General features: G+C 72.0%; 17 protein-coding genes, 1 tRNA gene and 1 pseudogene. 10 read left to right on the top strand and 9 right to left on the bottom strand.

Features of this window, described 5'->3' with window-relative positions; genetic code table 11:
• Positions 1 to 57 precede the first annotated feature (57 nt).
• The 4 genes from ACFYUS_RS06345 to ACFYUS_RS06330 form a co-directional block, all read right to left on the bottom strand.
• A tRNA-Leu gene (locus ACFYUS_RS06345) sits at positions 58 to 142 on the bottom strand.
• A gap of 116 nt (positions 143 to 258) precedes the next feature.
• Complete coding sequence (locus tag ACFYUS_RS06340) at positions 259 to 1,422, bottom strand: oxygenase MpaB family protein (RefSeq protein ID WP_388846490.1); 1,164 nt, start codon at positions 1,420 to 1,422, stop codon at positions 259 to 261.
• A gap of 26 nt (positions 1,423 to 1,448) precedes the next feature.
• Positions 1,449 to 2,504, bottom strand: a complete 1,056-nt coding sequence (locus ACFYUS_RS06335; RefSeq protein ID WP_388846488.1) for a polyprenyl synthetase family protein — start codon at positions 2,502 to 2,504, stop codon at positions 1,449 to 1,451.
• Entirely contained in the window at positions 2,494 to 2,772 is a 279-nt protein-coding gene (locus tag ACFYUS_RS06330; protein WP_388846486.1) for a polyprenyl synthetase, read from the bottom strand. The genes ACFYUS_RS06335 and ACFYUS_RS06330 overlap by 11 nt, the downstream gene beginning before the upstream one ends.
• A gap of 235 nt (positions 2,773 to 3,007) precedes the next feature.
• Between ACFYUS_RS06330 and ACFYUS_RS06325 the strand changes: the two genes are divergently transcribed.
• Positions 3,008 to 3,853 carry a serine protease gene (locus ACFYUS_RS06325; protein ID WP_388846484.1) on the top strand — a complete coding sequence of 282 codons (846 nt, stop codon included), beginning with the start codon at positions 3,008 to 3,010 and terminating at the stop codon, positions 3,851 to 3,853.
• Between the two features lie 128 nt (positions 3,854 to 3,981).
• Positions 3,982 to 4,275 carry an SCO0607 family lipoprotein gene (locus tag ACFYUS_RS06320; RefSeq protein WP_388846482.1) on the top strand — a complete coding sequence of 98 codons (294 nt, stop codon included), beginning with the start codon at positions 3,982 to 3,984 and terminating at the stop codon, positions 4,273 to 4,275.
• Positions 4,276 to 4,282: 7 nt separating this feature from the next.
• Here ACFYUS_RS06320 and ACFYUS_RS06315 read toward each other — a convergent pair whose 3' ends face one another.
• Together ACFYUS_RS06315 and ACFYUS_RS06310 are read right to left on the bottom strand one after the other, a co-directional pair.
• Positions 4,283 to 6,007, bottom strand: coding sequence for an acyl-CoA dehydrogenase family protein (locus ACFYUS_RS06315; RefSeq protein ID WP_388846480.1), 1,725 nt, complete (start codon positions 6,005 to 6,007; stop codon positions 4,283 to 4,285).
• Between the two features lie 42 nt (positions 6,008 to 6,049).
• Positions 6,050 to 6,607 carry a PadR family transcriptional regulator gene (locus ACFYUS_RS06310; protein ID WP_388846478.1) on the bottom strand — a complete coding sequence of 186 codons (558 nt, stop codon included), beginning with the start codon at positions 6,605 to 6,607 and terminating at the stop codon, positions 6,050 to 6,052.
• Between the two features lie 132 nt (positions 6,608 to 6,739).
• Between ACFYUS_RS06310 and ACFYUS_RS06305 the strand changes: the two genes are divergently transcribed.
• The 7 genes and pseudogenes from ACFYUS_RS06305 to ACFYUS_RS06275 all read left to right on the top strand — a co-directional run.
• A complete protein-coding gene (locus tag ACFYUS_RS06305) occupies positions 6,740 to 8,980 on the top strand; it encodes a macro domain-containing protein (protein WP_388846476.1) in 2,241 nt (746 codons plus the stop codon).
• A gap of 120 nt (positions 8,981 to 9,100) precedes the next feature.
• Positions 9,101 to 10,528: an amidase gene (locus ACFYUS_RS06300; RefSeq protein WP_388846474.1), complete on the top strand. Its 1,428-nt coding sequence runs from the start codon at positions 9,101 to 9,103 to the stop codon at positions 10,526 to 10,528.
• Between the two features lie 254 nt (positions 10,529 to 10,782).
• The gene (locus tag ACFYUS_RS06295; RefSeq protein ID WP_388846472.1) at positions 10,783 to 11,823 is read left to right on the top strand and encodes an NlpC/P60 family protein; all 1,041 of its coding nucleotides are present in this window, start codon (positions 10,783 to 10,785) and stop codon (positions 11,821 to 11,823) included.
• A 133-nt stretch (positions 11,824 to 11,956) separates the two neighbouring features.
• Positions 11,957 to 12,325 carry a BlaI/MecI/CopY family transcriptional regulator gene (locus ACFYUS_RS06290; protein WP_388846470.1) on the top strand — a complete coding sequence of 123 codons (369 nt, stop codon included), beginning with the start codon at positions 11,957 to 11,959 and terminating at the stop codon, positions 12,323 to 12,325.
• Positions 12,322 to 13,239: a M56 family metallopeptidase gene (locus ACFYUS_RS06285; protein WP_388846468.1), complete on the top strand. Its 918-nt coding sequence runs from the start codon at positions 12,322 to 12,324 to the stop codon at positions 13,237 to 13,239. The genes ACFYUS_RS06290 and ACFYUS_RS06285 overlap by 4 nt, the downstream gene beginning before the upstream one ends.
• Before the next feature lie 112 nt (positions 13,240 to 13,351).
• The gene (locus ACFYUS_RS06280; RefSeq protein ID WP_388847790.1) at positions 13,352 to 13,687 is read left to right on the top strand and encodes a hypothetical protein; all 336 of its coding nucleotides are present in this window, start codon (positions 13,352 to 13,354) and stop codon (positions 13,685 to 13,687) included.
• Positions 13,618 to 13,809, top strand: a pseudogene (locus tag ACFYUS_RS06275) (hypothetical protein); the annotation flags it as partial. The gene ACFYUS_RS06280 and the pseudogene ACFYUS_RS06275, both read left to right, overlap by 70 nt.
• A gap of 63 nt (positions 13,810 to 13,872) precedes the next feature.
• Here the strand turns inward: ACFYUS_RS06275 and ACFYUS_RS06270 are convergent.
• The 3 genes from ACFYUS_RS06270 to ACFYUS_RS06260 all read right to left on the bottom strand — a co-directional run bounded on the left by ACFYUS_RS06270 (position 13,873) and on the right by ACFYUS_RS06260 (position 18,654).
• Positions 13,873 to 15,483 carry a multicopper oxidase family protein gene (locus ACFYUS_RS06270; RefSeq protein WP_388846466.1) on the bottom strand — a complete coding sequence of 537 codons (1,611 nt, stop codon included), beginning with the start codon at positions 15,481 to 15,483 and terminating at the stop codon, positions 13,873 to 13,875.
• Between the two features lie 76 nt (positions 15,484 to 15,559).
• Positions 15,560 to 15,976 (bottom strand): hypothetical protein, encoded by a 417-nt coding sequence (locus ACFYUS_RS06265; protein ID WP_388846464.1) that lies wholly within the window; start codon positions 15,974 to 15,976, stop codon positions 15,560 to 15,562.
• A 125-nt stretch (positions 15,977 to 16,101) separates the two neighbouring features.
• A complete protein-coding gene (locus tag ACFYUS_RS06260; protein WP_388846462.1) occupies positions 16,102 to 18,654 on the bottom strand; it encodes a discoidin domain-containing protein in 2,553 nt (850 codons plus the stop codon).
• A gap of 488 nt (positions 18,655 to 19,142) precedes the next feature.
• Between ACFYUS_RS06260 and ACFYUS_RS06255 the strand changes: the two genes are divergently transcribed.
• Positions 19,143 to 19,880: an ABC transporter ATP-binding protein gene (locus tag ACFYUS_RS06255; RefSeq protein WP_388846460.1), complete on the top strand. Its 738-nt coding sequence runs from the start codon at positions 19,143 to 19,145 to the stop codon at positions 19,878 to 19,880.
• Position 19,881: the final 1 nt, after the last annotated feature.

The following is a 19,881-nucleotide window of genomic DNA, read 5'->3' as shown; positions in this document are numbered from 1 at the left end:
CGAAAAACACCACGTGGTGGCCGGGAGAATCCCGACCACCACGTGGTGTATGTCCTGTGTCCGAGGGGGGACTTGAACCCCCACGCCCGATAAAGGGCACTAGCACCTCAAGCTAGCGCGTCTGCCATTCCGCCACCCGGACCGGTAGCTACCGCGTTTCGCATTTCTGCTGCCCGCGGCGACAGAGAACAATCTACCAGGCCTTCGGGGTGCTCTTCACCCACGTTTCCGGTGGTCAGTGGGGGTGGGCGGTGGGCGTCACGGGGAGACCGTGGCGGCGGGCGGGGTCCAGCGACGGGCGCGGGGCGGGGCGGAGGGGATTCCGTAGTCCTTCTTGAGGTGCTCGGGGATGGCGTAGTGCATGACGCGGCCGCGGGTGAGGGAGGACAGTTCGAGGACCGTGGTGAGGTGGCCGAGGCGGTCCAGGGCCCAGGCGCCCAGCGGGGAGCGGTCCTCGATGGTCTCCAGGACGCCGAGGAGGTGGGGGACGGACTTCACGACGGTGTCCCAGGGGGTGCGGGGGACGTCGAGCCAGTCCCCGCAGGTGTCGCCGACGAGGTAGCGGATGAGCGCGGAGACGATCGGGTCGAAGAAGGTGCCGGGGACGACCTCCTCGTAGAGGTCGATCAGCTGCCGGGTCAGATGGGCGCCCTCCGGGGACGGTCCCATGTGGCGGATCATGTACAGGTCGAGGAAGCGGCGGGCCTCCTCGAGGGTCTCGGGGACGGCGTCCTGGTCGACGCCGAGCATCGCGCCGACCACGCGCCAGGCGTAGTAGTAGGCGTCGGCGCCCTCGGGGGACATGTGGATGCCGAGGCGGTGCAGGCTGTCGAGGACGAGCATCGAGAAGAACATCTGCCCGCCGATCATGTCCTCCTGGCAGATCGGCACCCCCAGCGCCTCGACGTCCCAGCGGTTCTCGCGCCTCAGGTGGTGACGGATGGAGGCGTGGAGGAGGCGGACCTTCTGCGCGGCGGGGATGAAGCGGCTGCCGGCCTCGAAGGCGTCGGGCTGCATCAGGTGGACCGTGAACTGGCCGGTCTCCGCCATCCGCTTGGAGGGGTACTTCAGGCCGTGCGTCGCCGACAGCAGCTTCGCCACGTGCGGGACGAGGTAGCAGGCGGGCATGGAGGCGAAGGACAGGGCGGTGGAGATGTGCACGTTGTTGTCGATGAAGAACAGCCGGGCCTTCTCCATCTCCGCCCAGTCGACCCAGGCCGGCGGGGCGCTCGTGGCGTGCAGGTACTCCCGGGCGACCTCGGGCAGCCCGTCCGGGAGCGGGGAGCCCGCGGTGGAGACGTACCGCATGAGGGTGTTGAACGTGCCCACCTCCCCGCGTGCGAAGAGGGTGGCGACCGTGGCGTCGGCGAGTTCGTCGCCGGTCCGCCGCAGGGCGTCCATCGACGTCTCGGTAAGGGTCATGGGAGGGCTCCTCGTTCTCTCGATGCTCAGGAACGGCGGACCGTCGCCGAGTGCGCCAGGGCCGTGAGCGCGGCGGCGGGGGCCGCCGGCAGGTTCAGCTCGCCGAGGGCGCGCAGGGCCTCCTCGACCCGCTCGGCGATCATGGCTTCGACGCGGTCGGGCGCCTTCAGCCGCAGCATCACCTCGCGTACGGCCTCCAGGGCGTCCCCGCCGGACCCGCGGCGGCCGAGCAGCGCGCGCAGCCGCTCGCGGTCCTCGTCTCCGGCGAGCCGCCAGGTCTCGGCGAGCAGCGCCGTGGGCCGGTGCCCGTGCACGTCGTCGGCGCCGGCCTTTCCGGTGGTCCCCGGGTCTCCGAACAGGCCGAGCAGGTCGTCCCTCAGCTGGAACGCCTCGCCCAGCGGCAGTCCGTACGCGGAGTAGCCCTCGCGCAGCCGTCCGCCCGCCCCGGCCAGGGCGCCGCCGATCAGCAGGGGCTGCTCGACGGTGTACTTGGCGGTCTTGTAGCGGATCACCTTCAGCGAGGCGGTCGTGTCCGGGGCGGCTCCGGTGTGCAGGATCTCCAGGCACTCCCCCGCGACGAGGTCCCGGGCGAGCGCCGCCCAGAGCGGACGGGCCCGGCCGAGGTAGGCGGCGGGCAGGCCGCTGGTGACGAAGAGCTGCCCGGCGAGCGACATGAGCAGGTCGCCGACCAGCATGGCGAGCGATCTGGCCCCGGCGGCGGCCCGGGGGTGGTGTTCCAGCGCGCCGCGCAGGGCCATGTGCGCGGTGGGGCGGCCGTGCCGCAGCGGGCTGTCGTCGATCAGGTCGTCGTGCACGACGGCGGCCGCGTGCACCAGCTCCATGGAGGCGGCCGCCCGGACCAGCGCGCCGCTGTCGGGCTGTCCCACCGCGCGCCAGCCCCAGTAGCAGAACGCCGCCCGCAGCCGTTTGCCGTCCGCGACCGCCGCCTCCAGCTGCTCGGCCACCGGGCCCAGGGCCGGGTCGACCGCGGCGAGTCCGTCGGCCTCGTCGGCGACGTGACGCCGCAGCACCTCGTCGACGCGCGCCTTGAACGCGGTCGGCTCCCAGCGCTCAGCCGTCATCGCCGGCCCGTCGCGCCAGCACGTGCCGGGCGAGCACTTCCAGGTGGGCGGGGGGCGGGGACATGTACCGGTCGAGTACGAGCCGGCCGCGCGCCTCCAGGTCCCGCTCGGCCTCCGCCGCCACCTCGGCGGCGTCCGAGCGCCTCAACAGCCCTCGTACGAGCCCGAGGCCCGAGCCCAGTGTGCTCACCGCGAGGTCCGCGAGACCCGCCGCCAACAACACCGCCCGCTCGTCCAGGCCCTCACGGGATCCGGTCTCTCGCGTCACACCCACTCCTCAGCCCACGACGTCACTCCCCCAGCCTCGGGCCTGACGTGCGGCGACCTCGGTGGAACTCACGAACGAGTGATCATTTCGCCGGTTCACTTGACACCTCTCCCTTCACCTCAACACCGCACGCCCCCTTGCCACTTGGGCAACTCCTTTCAAAGAATGCACATGACAACCGAAGGATTCTCGGTTGCCCGGTCAATCCACGGTCATTCCAGAGGGGAACCCCCACATGAAGAAGCCTCTCGCCGGCGCCCTGCTCGCCCTGCTCCTGACCGGAGCGGCGGCGGTTCCGGCCGCGGCCTCCGCACCCCGGGAGACGGTCGCACAGGCACCGGCCGTCAGCGCCGTCGGCTTCGCGGGAACGGTCGCGCTCAGCAACTGTTCCGGCTCCGTCGTCCGCATGCCCAGCTCCCTGCCGAGCGACCCCGCGCTCGTCCTCTCCAACGGGCACTGCCTGGAGACCGGCTTCCCGGCAGCCGGCGAGGTCGTCGTGAACAAGCGCTCCAGCCGCTCGTTCACGCTGCTCAACTCGGCCGGCACCGGTGTCGGCACCCTGCGCGCCAGCAAGATCGCGTACGGCACGATGACCGACACGGACATCTCGATCTACCAGCTGACCAAGACGTACGCGCAGATACAGAGCACGTACGGCATCAGCGCCCTGACCCTCAACGACACCCACCCGGTGCAGGGTTCGGCGATCAGCGTGGTCTCGGGGTACTGGAAGCGGATCTACAACTGCAACGTCGACGGCTTCGTGTACCGCATGAAGGAGGGCGACTGGACCTGGAAGGACTCGGTCCGCTACACCTCGGCGTGCAACACGATCGGCGGCACCTCCGGCTCGCCCGTCATCGACACGGCCACCGGAAAGGTCGTCGCCGTCAACAACACGGGCAACGAGAACGGTGAGAGCTGCACCGTGAACAACCCGTGCGAGATCGACGAGAACGGCACCGTGACCGTCCGCCAGGGCATCAACTACGCCCAGGAGACGTACACGATCGTCCCCTGCGTCGGCCCCGGCAACGTGATCGACCTGAACCGCGCCGGCTGCGCCCTGCCCAAGCCGTGACGCCCCCGCCGTCTCCGCGGGTCGCCCGCGGAGACGGCACGGGACTCACCACCGGGTGAGTACGCGTACTCATCACGAGGTTCCCTCTCTCGCCGAGACTGTGTGCACCAGCGAGAGAGGGAATGAAAGTGACCGTCCAGCAGACCCGCCGCATCCTCCCCGTCCTTGCCGTCGCGGGCCTGACCGCGACCCTGCTCCTGACGGGCTGCTCCCTCCAGGAGCGCGTGTGCGGCTCCGGCCGCTACCCGGTCAAGGCCGTCGGCAACCCCGACGGCGGGGACTGCGTGGCCGACGGCCAGGAGCCGCCGGAGGGCTGGGTCCGCTACCCGGCCGGCCAGGTGCCCGAGTACGTGGGCGACGAATGGGACCGCTACTGGGCCACGGTCACCGTGGACAAGGACGGCCGGATGGTCTCGAACTGACGAATCCTCAGGGATTCATCTCGTACGCCCCCGACAGCGCCTCGACGCGCTGCCAGACGCGCTCCGACCTCGCCTCGTCGACGACGGGGCGGCGGACGGCGCCGAGGGCCCAGAGCTGCTGCTGCTCGGTCGCGGAGTCCTTGCCGTGCAGCTCGACCGCGTGCGCGGAGAAGTCGCGGACGAGGACGGCGAACAGCTCGTCGAGCACGTCCTCGTCGAGGCCGGTCAGCGCGGCCTGCTCCAGGACCAGCTGCCCGTGGACGACCAGCGCGAAGAGCTGGCCGACGGCGAGCAGCAGGTCGAGGTCGCGGCTCTGCTCCTCGTCGGGGGCGGCCTTGAGGACGAACTCGCAGAGTGCGTCGGCCTGTTCGCGGAAACGGGCGACGTTGGCCACGTGGGCGTACGTGCCGTAGGCCGGGCGCCAGTCGTGGAAGCGGACCGAGCCGAGACCGCGGGCCGGGCCCTGACGGAAGAGGAACGTGTCGTCGGCCGCGTCCAGACGGGTCGGGACGGGCTCGTACGCGACCGGGTCGAGGAGGTGGTTGCGCATGAACTTCAGGATCAGCGCCAGGTTGACGTGGACCGTGCCCTCCAGCTTCGGCAGGCCGCGGATCTCCACGGCGGCCTCGGCGAAGTAGTTGTCCTTCTCGAAGCCCTTGGCGGCGATGACGTCCCACATGAGGTCGATGACCTTCTCGCCCTCCGTGGTCACCTTCATCTTCGTCATCGGGTTGAAGAGGAGGTAGCGGCGGTCGTCGGGTCCCGCGGTGCGGAAGTAGTCGACGGCGCGGTCGCTGAACAGCTTCATGCCGACGAGCCGGACGTACGCGTCGGTCAACTCGCGCCGCACGTGCGGGAAGACGGTGACCGGCCGGCCGTACAGGATGCGGTTCTGGGCATGGGTGACGGCCTCGTACATCGCGTGCTCGCAGATGCCGATCGAGGCGGTGCACAGGTTGAACTTGCCGACGTTGACGGTGTTGAGGGCGGCGTCGAAGGCGGCCCGTCCGGTGTGCAGGACGTCCTCGGCGGCGACCGGGTAATCCTCCAGGCGGAACTCGCTGACGTACTTCGAGGAGTCGACGACGTTCTTGACGAGGTGGTACGCCGGGTGGCGGCTGTCGGCGGCGAAGAAGACGTAGCCGTCGGGGCCTTCGACGTCGGTGCGGCGGCCGAAGACGGAGACGAGCCCGGCGGCGTTGCCGTTGCCGATGTAGTACTTGGAGCCGCTGGCGCGGAAGCCGCCCTCGCCGTCGGGCGTGAGCAGCATGTCGGTGGAGTAGATGTCGGCGCCGTGCGACTTCTCGGAGAGACCGAAGGCGAACACCTCGCCCTGGGAGAGGAGTTCGGCGGCGCGGGCGCGGGCGGCGGCGTTGTCGCTCTGCCAGACCGGGCCGAGGCCGAGGATGGTGACCTGCCAGGCGTACCAGTAGTCGAGGCCGTAGAAGCCGAGGATCTCGTTGAGGGCGGCGATGCGGGCGGTGTCCCAGCGCTTGTCGCCCTCGTCCTCGCCTGCGGCGGAGGACGGGGTCAGGAAGGTGGCGAAGAGCCCCTCCTCCGCGGCGAAGGCGAGGAAGTCGCCGAGCCAGGCCCGGGTCCGGTAGTCCTCGATGATCCGGCGCTTGCCGCGCGCCTCGAACCAGTCGACGGTGGCGCGCAGCAGCCGGCGGGTCTCCGGGTCGAAGTGGGCGGGGTCGTAGGTGTGCGGGTTGAACAGCAGCGGGTCGGCCATGACGTCCGCCTTTCGGGGATCGAGGGGTTGATGCGGCCCGGTTCAGCGCGCGGCTTCGAACCGGGCGAGTGTGGCGAGGACGTCGTCGAGCCAGGCGAGCATCATCCGTTCGTACGCGATGCCGCCGCGCAGCACGGCGTGCTGGAGCTCCCGCTCGGCGTCGAGCGGACCGTCGGTGCCGACGTCGGGGAAGTCCCGGGCCTCGCCCGCGAGGTAGTGCTCCAGCCGGTCGGTGTGCGCCCGCCGGTGCCGCTCGACCTCGCCGATCAGCGCGGCCGGGTCGTCGAAGGCGGCTCCGCGGATCTTCACCGCGAGGTCGTGCCGCACGCTCTCGGGCTCGATCGGTTCGTGCAGCCACGCGGAGAGGGCGTCCCGGCCGGGCCCGGCGACGGAGTACTCCTTCTTGTCCGGGCGTCCCTGCTGCGGCACGTCCCTGACGACCACCCAGCCGTCGCTCTCCATGCGCTTGAGCACGCGGTAGATCTGCTGGTGGGTGGCGGTCCAGAAGTATCCGATGGACCGCTCGAAGCGCCGGGCCAGCTCGTAGCCGGATCCGGGCTTCTCGAGCAGGGACACGAGGATCGCGTGGTCGAGCGCCATGCGCCCGATCCTGCTATGCAACGAGTTGCATAGCAAGGTGGAGCGGCCCGGTGAGACGCGGCTCACGGGCGTTGTCAGTGGGGGGCGATAGCTTCGAGAACGTTCGGAAGAGTGCACGAAGAGGGGGAAGTCGTGGGTGTCGAGCGTGCGTTGAAGGTCGTCCTCGTCGACGTCAACGAAGAGGTGGTGGCGGCCTGGCGGTCCGCGTTCGCGGACACGCCCGGGGTCGAGATCCGGAAGGGTTCCGTCCTCGACGTGGACGTCGACGCGTGGGTGTCCCCCACCAATGCGCGGGGCCGGATGGACGGAGGGGTCGACGCCGTCGTCAAGCGGCACCTCGGAGCCGGTGTCCAGGTGCGGGTGCAGCGGGCGATCCGCGAGGGGTTCGGCGGGAGCCTGCCGGTGGGCAGCGCGGTGTGCGTGCCGTCCGGGGCGGCCGTGCCGCGGTATCTGATCTCGACGCCGACGATGCGGCAGTCCTCGCAGAACGTCAGCGACACGATGAACGTGGCGCTGGCGTGCGCGGCGGCGTTCCAGGCGGTGCACCTGCAGAACCTGGCGAAGCCCGGCAGCATCCGGTCCGTGGCGCTCGTCGGGATGGGCGCGCGGACGGGTCAGGTGCCGGCGCAGGTGTGCGCCAATCTGATGTGGACGGGCTACACCCTGTTCCACGACCACGGGTTCGCGGACTACGACGCCTTGCGGGCGACGGTACTGGGGCAGCTGGACGACATCGAGGGCGCGGGGCCGGCGCAGCGGGTGCGGATCAAGGTGCCGGAGCAGCCGTCCGCCGCCCCGGCCGCGGACCCGTTGGGGCTGGCCGAGCTGTTCAAGGGGGGCGGCGAGCCGTGGCTGCCGCTGCTCGCCCCGGTGATCGAGGCGCAGCCGGGGGCCGGCGCCTTCATCGGCCCGAAGCGGAGCCCGGAGGTGGTGCCGGTGCGCGAGCTGACGTTCCAGGCGCTGAAGCCGCACCCGCCGCACAAGTGGAAGGTGGTCGCCTTCGGGCAGAACCCGTATCCGCGGGCGGAGAGCGCGACCGGCATCGCGATGTTCGACAACACCTTCCACGACTGGAAGGACAGCCAGTTCGGCCGGGTGGTCAGCATCCGCTGCCTCATCAAGGCGGCCGCGATGTGGAAGTACGGCATCGTCAAGAAGACGCCGATCGCCGATGTCCGGGCCTTGCTGAAGAAGGAGGACACGGTCCAGCCGCCGGAGTGGTTCCAGGCGATGCTCACCCAGGGCGTGCTCCTGCTGAACGCCTCACTGACGGCGAGCGCGGACGGGGCGGTGCCGACCGAGCAGCACACGTCCTTCTGGCGGCCGGTGGTCGAGCAGATCGTCGAGGAGATCCTCCGGGCGAAGCAGGACGCCGGGGAGGAGGACCGCGGGGTGGTGTTCGCCTGGTGGGGCGCGCACGCCCGGAGCCTGAAGAGGGTCGTCCAGCGCCTGGAGAAGAAGTACCCGGGGGTCGAGGTCCGGCATCTGGACCACGCGAATCCGGCGGCGCAGGGGGACGTCTTCTGCGAGGGGGACCACTTCGCCCAGGTGAACGACGCCCTGGCGGCGGTGGGGGCCGAGCCGGTCGACTGGCTGCCGAGCAAGGGGTGGGACCAGCACGCGGGCGACGCGGCGGGCTCCGCGCGCATGGGCGCGTTCATCGCGTCGACGATGGAGCTGCACCAGCTGTATCTGGAGCGGCTCACGAGCGTCAAGGACGAGGGGCTCGTCCTGCCGCCGATCACCGGGGTGTTCGGCACGCCGCTGCTGGACTTCCGGAAGGCCGTCGAGCCGGTGACGCGGGTGCTGGCGAATCTGGACCGCTACATCGAGCGGTCGAGCCGGTTCGCGGAGGCCAAGGCGGCGGAGGTGGACGGCGCGGGCGGGCTGTCGGCCGACGCGATCTCCGCGCTGTACCTGTACACGTGCGAGTCGGCCTTCTACCGCGAGATCAACGCCGTGCTGCGGTCCCCGGACCGGGAGCGGGTCGAGCCGTACCTGCCGTATCTGCGCCTCCTGTTCTCCGCCGTGGCCGGCCTGCCGGCGCAGACGCGGCCGCTGTGGCGCGGTGTGGCGCTGGACCTGCGGTCCCAGTACCCGCTGGGGCGCACGGTGACCTGGTGGGGCGTCTCCTCGTGCACGTCCGAGCCGGGTGTGGCCCGGTCCTTCCTCGGCAGCCGGGGCCGGCGGACCCTGTTCGAGGTGACGCCGGCGCGGGCGGTGGGCATCCGGCGGTTCTCCGCGTTCACGGGCGAGGAGGAGTACATCCTCACCCCGGGCACCCAGTTGAAGGTGACGGACGTGACGACCGAGCGCGGCGGTCTGTGCACCGTGCGCCTGACCGAACTGGAGGGCCAGGGCCTGGTGTCCTAGGCGCCGGGGGCTTACGTCAACATCGTTGACGCCTAGGGCGGGCGGCGGTTCGATGCTGCCACCGAGTCGGCCGTCCGCCCGTCCCCCGACTCCTCCGTCACTTCAGGAAGAGAACCGCCCATGACCGACCTCACCGACCTCGCCTACCTGCCGGCCACCGAAGCCCTGAGCCGCTTCCGGGACCGCTCGCTGTCCCCGGTGGAGCTGATGACCGCCGTCATCGCGCGCGCCGAGGCCGTCGAGCCCAAGGTCAACGCCCTCGCCGAGCGGACCTTCGAGGAGGCGCTCGCCACCGCGCGCGAGGCCGAGGCGCGGTACGGGGGCAAGGGGGAGGCCCCCCGCGCGCTGGAGGGGCTGCCGGTCGCGACCAAGGAGGAGCAGCCGCTCGCGGGCCGCCGCAGCACGGACGGTTCGCTGGCCTTCCGCGACGAGATCTCCGACGAGACGCATCCGGTCGTCCAGCGGGTCCAGGCGGCGGGCGGCATCGTGCACGCCCGCACCACCACCCCGGAGTTCAGCTGCGCGGCCTTCACGCAGTCGCGGCTGTGGGGGGTGACGCGCAACCCGTGGAACCTGGAGTTCAGCCCGGGCGGTTCGTCGGGCGGCGCCGGCGCCGCGCTCGCGGCCGGGGAGACGACGCTCGCGACCGGCTCCGACATCGGCGGCTCCATCCGCATCCCCGCCTCGTTCACCGGCACGGTCGGATACAAGCCGCCGTACGGCCGTGTGCCGGCGATGGCGCCGTTCAACCTCGACACGTACTGCCACGACGGCCCGATGGCGCGGACCGTCGGCGACACCCTCCTCCTGCAGAACGTCATCGCGGGGCCCCACGCGCTCGACGCGGTCTCCCTGCGCCCCAAGCTCACGCTGCCCGAGCGGTTCGAGGGCGTCGAGGGCGTGCGGGTGGCGCTGTCGGTCACCCTCGGGGACTGGCCGGTCGATCCCGAGGTCGAGGCCAACACCCGCGCGGTCGCGGAAGCCCTGCGCGCCGCCGGAGCCGTCGTCGAGGAGGTGGAGGTCCCGATCACGCGGGCGGACGTGATGGAGGCGGCGATGATCCACTTCGGTTCCGTCTTCGGCCCGTACGTCGCCTCGGTCGCCGCGGAGCACGGCGACCTGCTCAACGCGTACGCGCTCGACTTCGCCGAGCGGACCGCCGAGGCCGTCCGTGAGCCCGGCAGCTTCATGCACGGTCTGGAGCTGGAGGCCGCGATACAGACGACGCTCGGCCTCCTGCTCGACCGCTACGACGTCCTGCTCTGCCCGACCACCGCCATCCCGGCGCTGCGGGCGGACGACGACTACCTCTCGACGAAGGTCGTGATCAACGGCGTCGAGCTGGACACCTACCTGGAGGCCGCGATGACCACCGTGTTCAACATCGCCAGTCGCTGCCCGGTCCTGAGCGTGCCCTCCGGACTCGCCTCGACCGGCGTGCCGACGGGAGTCCAGATCGTCGGACGCACGTACGACGACGCCGGCGTGTTCCGCGTCGCCTCGGCGATCGAGGCCGTACGCCCGTGGAACAGCCGCCCGGCCCTCTGACGCCCTCCGGGCAAAAGCCGGCGCACCGACCGGCAACCGCACACGAGAGGCGGCGGGCCCCACGGCGAAAGCCCGGGGCCCGCCGCTTCGGTCGCTCCGCCGCGCAGCGGCCCTTATGCATCCTAGACATCTAAGCTGCTTAGAATCTACGAAGCCTCTGCGCAGCCGGTCGCCCATCCGGGGCGGCGGCGGAGGCATCGCCGTGTCCGCCGTGCGCGCAGCCCGTCGGCGGCCCAGGAAGAAGGAGCTCCGCAGTGGCCTCCCACCGCCGCCCGAAGCAGTCCGGTCCGCGCTCCACCGGTGTCATCACCGCCACCGCCGCGGCGGCCGTGGCGCTCTCCACCCAGGCGGCCTCGGCCGACCCCCTGCCCGACCCGAACAAGAAGGGCGTCAAGGCACAGGTCGACCGCTTCTACGAGCAGGCGACCCAGGCCACGGAGAAGTACAACGGGGCCAAGGAGAAGGCCGACGCGCTCAAGAAGCAGGTGGAGGCCCTCCAGGACACGGCGGCCCGCAGGCAGGGCGAACTGAACGAACTCCGCGACAGGATCGGCACGGTGGCCGCAGGCCAGTACCGCTCGGGCGGCCTCGACCCGGCCCTCCGGCTCTTCCTCTCCGAGGCCCCCGACGCGTACCTGGAGACGGCGTCCGCCCTGGACCGGGCCGGCGACCGGCAGGCGGCCGTGCTGCAGCGGTTCCTCTCGCAGCAGCAGGCGCTGCGGCAGCAGCGCGTGGAGGCCTCCGAGAAGCTGCGCGACCTCGGCTCCGTACAGAAGGAACTGGGCACGCGGAAGACGGAGATCCAGGGCAAGCTGCGCGAGGCCCGGCGGCTCCTCGACACCCTCTCGGCGAAGGAGCGGGCCCGGATCGCGGAGGCGGAGGACCGGGCCGACCGGGCCGGCGCGCGGGCCGACCTCGGCAACGAGGCCAGCGCCTCCGAGCGCGCCGCCGCCGCCTTCGCCGCCGCCAGGAGCCGGGTCGGCCTGCCGTACGTCTGGGGCGCGAGCGGCCCGGCCTCGTTCGACTGCTCGGGCCTCACCTCCTGGGCCTTCCGTCAGGCCGGCGTGACGATACCGCGCACGTCCCAGGCGCAGGCCGGCGTCGGGACGCGCATCGACTCGCTCGGTGCCCTGAAGCCCGGAGACCTGATCATCATGCGCAGCGACCTCAGCCACGTCGGCTTCTACGCGGGGAACGGACAGATCCTCCACGCGCCCAAACCCGGTGCCCAGGTGCGGTACGAGTCGATCGCCCGCAGCGGCATGCCCTTCATGTGGGGCGTGCGCATCGGCTGACGCACACACCGGAGGGCGATCCACCGGGTCCCGCCCGGTCCGGAGGCGGTTGGCGCCCGGCGCGAGCACGGAACCCCACGCGAACGCCCGTCTACTATGAAACCGAGTGCGGATCGGCGGAGAGGAGCGGGCCATGCGCCGGCTTGGGGAACTGGAAGCGGAGATCATGGACCGCTTCTGGAGATGGGACCGCCCCGCGACCGTGCGCGAGGTCGTCGACGACATCAACCTCCACCGGGACGTCGCCTACACGACCGTGACCACGGTCACCACCATCCTCTTCCACAAGGGCCACCTGACGCGGACCCGCGAGGGCAGGATCTGGAAGTACCGGCCCACCGCCAGCCGCGAGGCGTACTCGGCCGCCCTGATGGAGGACGGCCTGGAGGCCAGCGAGGACCGTGCGGGCGCCCTGGTCCACTTCGTGGAGAACCTCGACCCCGACGAGATCGCGGCGCTCCGCAAGGCCCTCCGCACCGTCGGACGGCGGGCGAAGGAGTGAACGCGGCACCCGCGCTCCTCGGGTACGCGGCCGTCGTCGGCATCGTCGCCCCGCGGGTCATGGTCCGCAGCGCGTGGCCGCACCGGGCGCCCGCGCTGGGAGCCGCGGTCTGGCTCGCGCTGACGGTGTCGTTCACGTTCGCCGCAGCGCTGGCCGCCTCCCGACCGGCCACGCCCACCGAGCATCTGCACGCCGGGCTCGTGGGGCTCCTGCACGCCTGCGATCTCGGTACGGGTGAGGAGGCGCGGGCCGTTCCCGACCCCGGCACCGCCCACCGGCTCGCCACGGCCCTGCCGCTCGCGGTGCTCGCCGCCTTCCTCGGCGCCTTCGCCCTCCGCCTCCTCCGCGCCTGCCTGCTCCGGGCCCGTCACCGCGACCGGCTGGACAAGGTGGGCGTGCGCTGTGACCGCCTGCGGGCGACGGTCCTGCCGCACGGCGCTCCCGCGGCGTACTGCCTGCCCGGCTTCCGCTCCCGTGTCGTCGTCAGCGACGGGGCCGTGCGACTGCTCACCGACGAGCAGCTCGACGCCGTCCTGGCGCACGAGCGGGCCCACATCGCCGGGCGCCACCACCTGCTCATCGCGGCCACGAGCGCGTTCGCCGACGTCTTCCCCTGGGTGCCGCTCGCGCGCCGCGCACGCGAGCAGATGGCGATCCTCGTGGAGATGAGCGCGGACGACCGCGCCCTGCGGCGCCATTCCCACGAGGTCCTCGCGACCGCGATGTACGAGATCGCCGCCGGGCGCGCCCCGAAGGGCGCGCTCGGCGCGGCCGGTTCGGCGGCCGTCCTCCGCGTGAAGCGCATCCTCGGCCCGCGCAGGGCCCCGCATCCCGCGCTCCGGGGCTCCGTGGCCTCCCTCGCGGTGGCCGTTCCCCTTCTCCCGCTGCTCGTCGCCTGCCCGCCCGGCGTCTGACCGGCAGGTCCCGTCCACCGAACTTCCGTCCGGCTTCCGCGAGTCGGGCGGGAACCGCACCGCACTCGCCTTCGCCTTCTAAGCAACTTAGATAGTTAGCGGAAAGGCCGCCATGAAGAACACGAGGTTCCGCGACCGGCGCCGCACCGCACCGATGCTCGCCCTGACCTCCGCCACCGCGCTCCTCGTCGCCGGATGCGGCACCACGGGAGACACCGGCTCCGCCGCCGACTCCGGCAGGACGGCGCGGAAGAGCACCGGCAGCGGCGGACCGCCCTCGACAGCCATCGAGACCGGCACCTCGGGGAGGATCACGGTCAAGGCCGCCGGCGGGGCGCTGACCTCCGTGGACGTGAGCGCACCCGGGCCCGGCAAGCCGGACTCCTCTCGGCCTTCGCCGTCGGCTGCCCCGTCTGCAACGAGCTCGTCGTGCTCGCCATCGGCGTGAGCGGCGCCCTGTCCGTCTGGGCCCCGCTCCAACCCGTCCTGGCGCTCGCCTCGGTGGGCCTCCTCCTGTACGCGCCGGTCCGCCGGCTCCGTACGGCCGAGACCTGCCCCGTCCCCTCGTGACGCCCGGCACTCCTGCGGGGGCGCCCCGCAGGAGTGCGCGGCCCTGGATCTGCCGCCGTCGCCCTACTTCAGGTAGCCGAGGACCGTCATCATCCCGGATTCCGCGTGGTAGACGTTGTGGCAGTGGACCATCCACAGCCCGGGGTTGTCGGCGTCGAAGTCGACATCGAGCCTCTTGCCCGGCAGCACGATCGAGGTGTCCTTCCGTGCGCCGCCGCCGGCGAGCGCGTAGGTGTGGCCGTGCAGGTGCATGGGGTGCCACATCGTCGTGTCGTTCACGAACGACAGGCGCACGCGCTCTCCCGAGCGCACGGGGTGGCGCCGCGCCGGGTCGTACTTCTTGCCGTTGATCGCCCAGTCGTACGCCGTCATCGAACCGGTGAGCTTGCACTCGATCGTCCGGTCGGGGCGCGCGGAATCGAGCCGTACGGACTCGGCCGCCTTCAGCCGGCCGCCGTGGACGACCTTGCCGTCGAGCTCCTTCGGGCGTACGGACGCGGTGGGCGCGGATCCACCGCCGGTGCGCAGGACCGCGAGGGCGGTGCGGTTCTTGCCTTCGGCGAGCGCGGTGAACGGGAACGCTCCGTTCCCGACCGTGACGAGGGCGTCGAGGCGTTCGCCCATGCCGAGCAGCAGCGCGTCGGCCTGCGTGTGCTCGACGGGGAAGCCGTCCGTGTGCGTGACGGTCAGCCTGTGGCCGCCGAGGGCGACGCGGAAGGCGGTGTCGCCGCCGGCGTTGATGATCCGGAGCCGGATGCGGTCGCCGGGCTTGGCCGCGAAAGTCTGCGGCGCCTCCGGCGTACGGCCGTTGACGAGGTAGTGCGGGTAGCCGACGTCTCCGGCGTCGCCGCCCAGCAGGTCGCTCGTGGCGCCCATGAGCATCCGGGAGGGGCCGGCGGGCTTCGGGGACGGGGACTTCCCGGTCGTCATCGACATGTTCGACATGTCGTGGCCCTCCATGCCGCCCGAACCGGAGTCGCCGTGGTCCATGCCGCCCATGCCGCCCATGCCCTTGCTCAGCTCGGCGAGCACGGCATCGGGGGTGGAGCCGTCGACGCCGTCGACCCAGTCGTCGAGGACGATCACCCACTCCTTGTCGTACGCCAGGGGCTCCTTGGGGTCCTCGACGATGAGCGGGGCGTACAGGCCTCGGTCCTGCTGGACGCCGGAGTGGGGGTGGAGCCAGTAGGTGCCGGGGTGGGAGACCGCGAAGCGGTAGTCGAAGGAGCCTCCCGGCCTGATGTCGCGCTGGGTGAGGCCGGGGACGCCGTCCATGTCGTTGCGCAGGGCGAGGCCGTGCCAGTGGATGCTGGTGGGCTCGGGGAGGTTGTTGGCCAGGGTGAGGGCCAGGGTGTCGCCCGCGGTGACCCTGATCTCCTTGCCGGGGAGGTCGTCTCCGTACGCCCAGGAGCGGACGGTCCGTCCGCCGCCGAGGTCGAGCGGGGTCTCGACGGCGGTCAGCCTGAACCGCCGTTCCGGGCCGGGTCCGCGGAGGGCCTCGGCCGCGCCGACCTGCTTGCTGTCCGGGGTGAGGTAGTCGGCGCTCGGCGGCATGCCTCCCCCGCCGGAGGAGTGGTCCATGCCGCTCATGGAACCGGAGCAGGCGGTCAGCAGACCGGTGCCGGCGGCTGCGAGGCCGGCGCCGAGGACGGTACGACGAGTGGGTCGGAACATGACGGTGAAACCTCTTGAGGTGGTTGCTGCGTGAACGGGGCGGCTTTCCGCTCGGTGCGTGGAGCGGCCGGTCCGCCTATATGCGCAACGACGAGAGGCGGGTCAGGAGGGACTTGGGCGACTCGGGCGGCGGGATCGCGTAGAGGGCGTGGGCGAGCCGCGTCGGCGACGGCGCGGGGGTGCGGCGGCGTCGGTGCACGAGCGCGCCACGGACCGCCAGCAGGACGCCGATCCCCGCGCCGAGCACGGCCAGGCACACGGCCGCGACACCGGCCCCGTGCGCGGGGGCCGGGGCTGTCGCGTGGTGCGCATCGGTGACCGCGTGCTCCGTCGCGGCGGCCGCGTGCCCGCCGGAAAGCCGTGCGACGTCCGCGTGCTCGCCGGGGTGGCCGAGGACGTGCATGAGCACGATGCCGACGAGCAGCGCGGCGGCGAGCAGCGACCTGCCCCACCACGTCGCCGCCCTCGGGCGCCTCTTCACCTCGGGTTCCACCCGTCCATCATACGGGGAGGGGGTATGTGGAGGATCAAGGGGAACCGTGGCGGTGACGGCCGTGGGAGACGGCGTCCGCCCCCGGCGGGTGCTCCCGGCCGGGGGCGGACGCCGTCGTCGTGCCGTCAGAAGACGGTGACGAACCGGGCGGTGCTCGGCACCCCCTGGGCGTCCAGGGCGAAGAGCATGTAGGTGCCCGGCAGGACCACGCCCTTGTCGGCCGGGATGGACACCGTGTACGTGCCGGTCCCCGTGGCCGTGGAGGTCAGCGGGACCCGCCGCTGGTCGTTGTCCGTGGAGTGGGTCGCGGCCGCGGCCCGCATCAGGACGAAGGAGGCCACCGGCCCCTCGGTGGTGACGGTGAGCGAGGTGCCGGCGGCGGCCCGGGGCGGTACGCCGCCGGTGATGACGGGACGCGGCTTGGGCGAGCCGTCCTCGTTGAGGAGGTACGGCGGTGTGAACACGGCTCCGTCGGCGTGGTTGGTGGCGCAGTCGCCGCACAGGCCGCCGCCGCCGGAGAAGATCCGCCCGTCGGGCAGCAGGTTCGCCACGCTGTGGTAGTTGCGCGGGATGGCCATGGTGGCGAGCGGGGTGAAGCGTCCGGTCGCCGGGTCCCACAGCTCGGGGGTCAGCACGGACGTGGCGTCGCTGAACGGCACGGGGTACGACTGCCCGCCGAACACGGCGACCTTGCCGTCGGGCAGGACGACGCTGTTGCCGAAGGCGCGGGCGTACTTCATGTCGCCCGTGCGGGTGGCCCGGACCCGGCCGCCGTCGACGCTCACGGTGTACGCGCGCCGGGTGGCGGGGGTGTTCTCGTACGCGGGCGAGCCGCCCAGGGTGAGCAGCTTGCCGATGTCGTACGGGACGGCGTTGCCGGTCATGGCGTCCTGGCTGTCGGCCCGGGTGCCGGCGGAGGTGATGCTCCCGCCCCCGTTGGTCGTGATCCAGTTCATCTGCTTGCTCGGGCCCACCTGGAGCACCTTGCCGCCCGAGGTGGCGTACAGCCACATGTGGTTGTCGGCGCGGTAGGCGCCGCGGGGATCGGCCGTCATCGCCGGGGCGGCGGGGACGCCGGGGAGCTTGCGCCAGGTGCGGGTGTCCGGGGACCAGACCTCGCCGGCCCTGTCGCCCGTGGCTCCGCTCCAGGATCCGCCGAGGACGAAGGCCTCGCCGGTGGAGAGCAGGGTCATGGCCTGGTAGCCGCGGGCGATGTTCATGCTGGTGGTCGCGGACCAGGCGTCGGTGGCCGGGTCGTAGATGCTCGCCTTCTCCGCGTTGCTGCCGCCGGTGACCAGGACCCGGCCGTCCGCGAGCATCGCTATGCCCGGGCAGAACATGTCGTGACCGGTGTTGTCGACGCGGCGCTGGGTGACCTCGCCCGTCTTGAGGTCGAGGATCGCGGTCTGGGTGTAGCCGTTGCTGCCGCCGAAGCGGTCGACCGCGTACGCCGACCAGGCCAGGAGCTTGTCGCCCGGCAGGACGGCGGTGGCCACCGGGACCAGGGGGAAGCCGGTGATCCGGCTCCAGGAGCCGTGGGCGGCCGGGTTGGCCGGTCCGCTCAGGCGTATCTCGGCGGCGGAGGTCCAGGGCCCGCGGTTGCCGGCCTCGCTCGTCACGGTCAGGCGTATGTAGCGGGTGTACGCGGTGCGGGTGAAGGTGGCGGTCTTGACGGTGTCGTCGTCGCGCCAGGTGCCCGCGGCGACCGGTGCGCCGAAGGTGGTGCCGTTGGCGCTGGTGGTGACGGTGTACGCGCCCGCGCGCCCGTTGGGGCCGCCCTTGCGGGGCTGGTAGACCAGGGCGGAGACGGACGTCGTGCGGTGCGTGTCGATGGTGATGCTGTGCGGCAGCGGCGCCGGGGTCCCGGACCACCTGCTGTGCCAGAAGGTGGCGGCGTCGCCGTCGAGGACGTTGGCCGCGCGGCCGTTCTCCTTGGTGGTCTCCTCGTCGCTGGCCGTGGCCGTCCATCCGGTCCGGGGCAGGTCGACGGTGGCCGCCGGGGTTCCGGGGTCGCCGAGGAGGTCGAGCTCCGCGGCGGAGCTCCACGGGCCGCGGTTGCCGGCCTCCGTGACGGCGGTGAGCCGGACGAACCGGGCGCCCTGCGGGGCGAATCCGAGGGTCTTGGCACCGGCGTCGTCCGCGAGGGTGCCGGTGGCGACCGGACTCCCCCAGCTCCGGCCGTCCGTGCTCACGCTGATGCTGTACTCACCGACGCGCCCGTTGGCCCCGTTGGCGCGGGGCTGGTAGACGAGCGCCGAGACCACGGCCGTGCGGTGCATGTCGACGGTGACGCTGTGCGACAGCGGGGCGGGGGCGCCCGTCCACCTGCTGTGCCAGAGGGTGGCCGTGTCGCCGTCGAGGACGTTGGCCGCGCGGCCGTTCTCGCCCGTGGTCTCCTCGTCGCTGGCCGTGGCCGTCCATCCGGTCCGGTCGAGCACGGGAGCCGTCGGCTCCATGGCGTTCGCCGGGGCCACGCCGTGGTGCGGCGACTGCATCGCCGTCTTCTGGGCCAAGGCCCCCTGCGCGTGCCGGGGTGTCGCGCCGCGGCCCCCCGGCCCCGTGCTCGCCACTCCGAGCCAGGGGGTGAGCCCGACGAACAGCGAGCCGAGAGCCAGGGCGATGAGCAGGGGGGAGCGACGGAACGCTCCGGCAAGGGCGCGGAAGCGTCTGGGCTGCAATCGGACCTCCTGGGCGAACGTGAACCGCTGCGAACCCCTCGAACATAGGTCACCTCAGGTCAACTCGGCTGCAAAACAGAGGAGTTGACGCGAAACCACGCCGGCCGCACACGGAAGGCACGGGCCCGCCCCACGGCACCCGCCTCCGCGATGCGATCAGGCCCCCCTGACCCCCAGGAGTGAGGGCCAAGAGCATCCTCCGGACATGGCGGACGTGGACCGTGTCCCGCAACGCGCCGGCTTCGTGCGGGCCCCGCCGACGGGACGGTGGTGCCGGCCGCCGCAGCCGCCGGCACCGCGACGGGCTCGGGAACCCCGGCCCGCACCATCGTCCGGCGACGTGCCCGGGCCACCGCGGATCCCTGGCCACGGTGACGGAGCCGGCACGGACCGCCTCACGGCGGATCCGGCGATTGGGCCCTTCGGCCCCTTTTACGGGCCTGGGTGGCCGTAGCCTCCGGTCCGTCCCGGAGGGTGGTATGGAAGGCATGAACAGCGACCGGGTACTCCTCGTCGCCGCCGGGGTACGCAAGGTCTACCGGACGGGCTCCGTCGAGGTCACCGCCCTGCGCGACCTGGATCTCCTCGTGCGGCACGGAGAAATGGTGGGAGTGATGGGACCGTCCGGTTCCGGAAAGACCACCCTGTTGAACTGCCTGTCGGGGCTGGACGACATCGACGGCGGCCGGGTGGAGGTCGACGGCCACGATCTGTTCGCGATGTCGGACGCGGCGCGCACGGAGCACCGGGCCCACACGATGGGCTTCGTCTTCCAGGCGTTCAATCTCATACCGGTCTTCTCCGCGGTGGAGAACGTCGAACTGCCCCTGCTGCTCGTGGGCACCCGGCCGCGTGAAGCGCGACGCAGGGCACTGGCCATGCTCGACAGGGTCGGCCTCGGCCACCGCGTCGAGCACCGGCCGAGCGAGATGTCCGGGGGCGAACAACAGCGGGTGACCATCGCCCGCGCCCTGGCCGGAAGCCCGGCCATCGTCTGGGCGGACGAACCGACGGGCAACCTCGACAGCGCGATGGCCGACCAGGTCATGGATCTGCTGTGCGAGCTCAACCGGGACGAGGGACAGACGATCGTCCTGGTCACCCATGACAGTGCCATCGGCGCGCGTGTCCCCCGGCTGATCCGGATGCGCGACGGCCGGCTGGTCGACGACGTCCGCCAGGCCGTCCCCGCCCCGGCCGCGATCCGCGACGCACCTCTGGGCTGAC

This window comes from Streptomyces sp. NPDC004284 (genome assembly GCF_042874035.1).
GTDB lineage: Bacteria > Actinomycetota > Actinomycetes > Streptomycetales > Streptomycetaceae > Streptomyces.
This window is presented reverse-complemented; position numbering and strand designations above follow the sequence as displayed.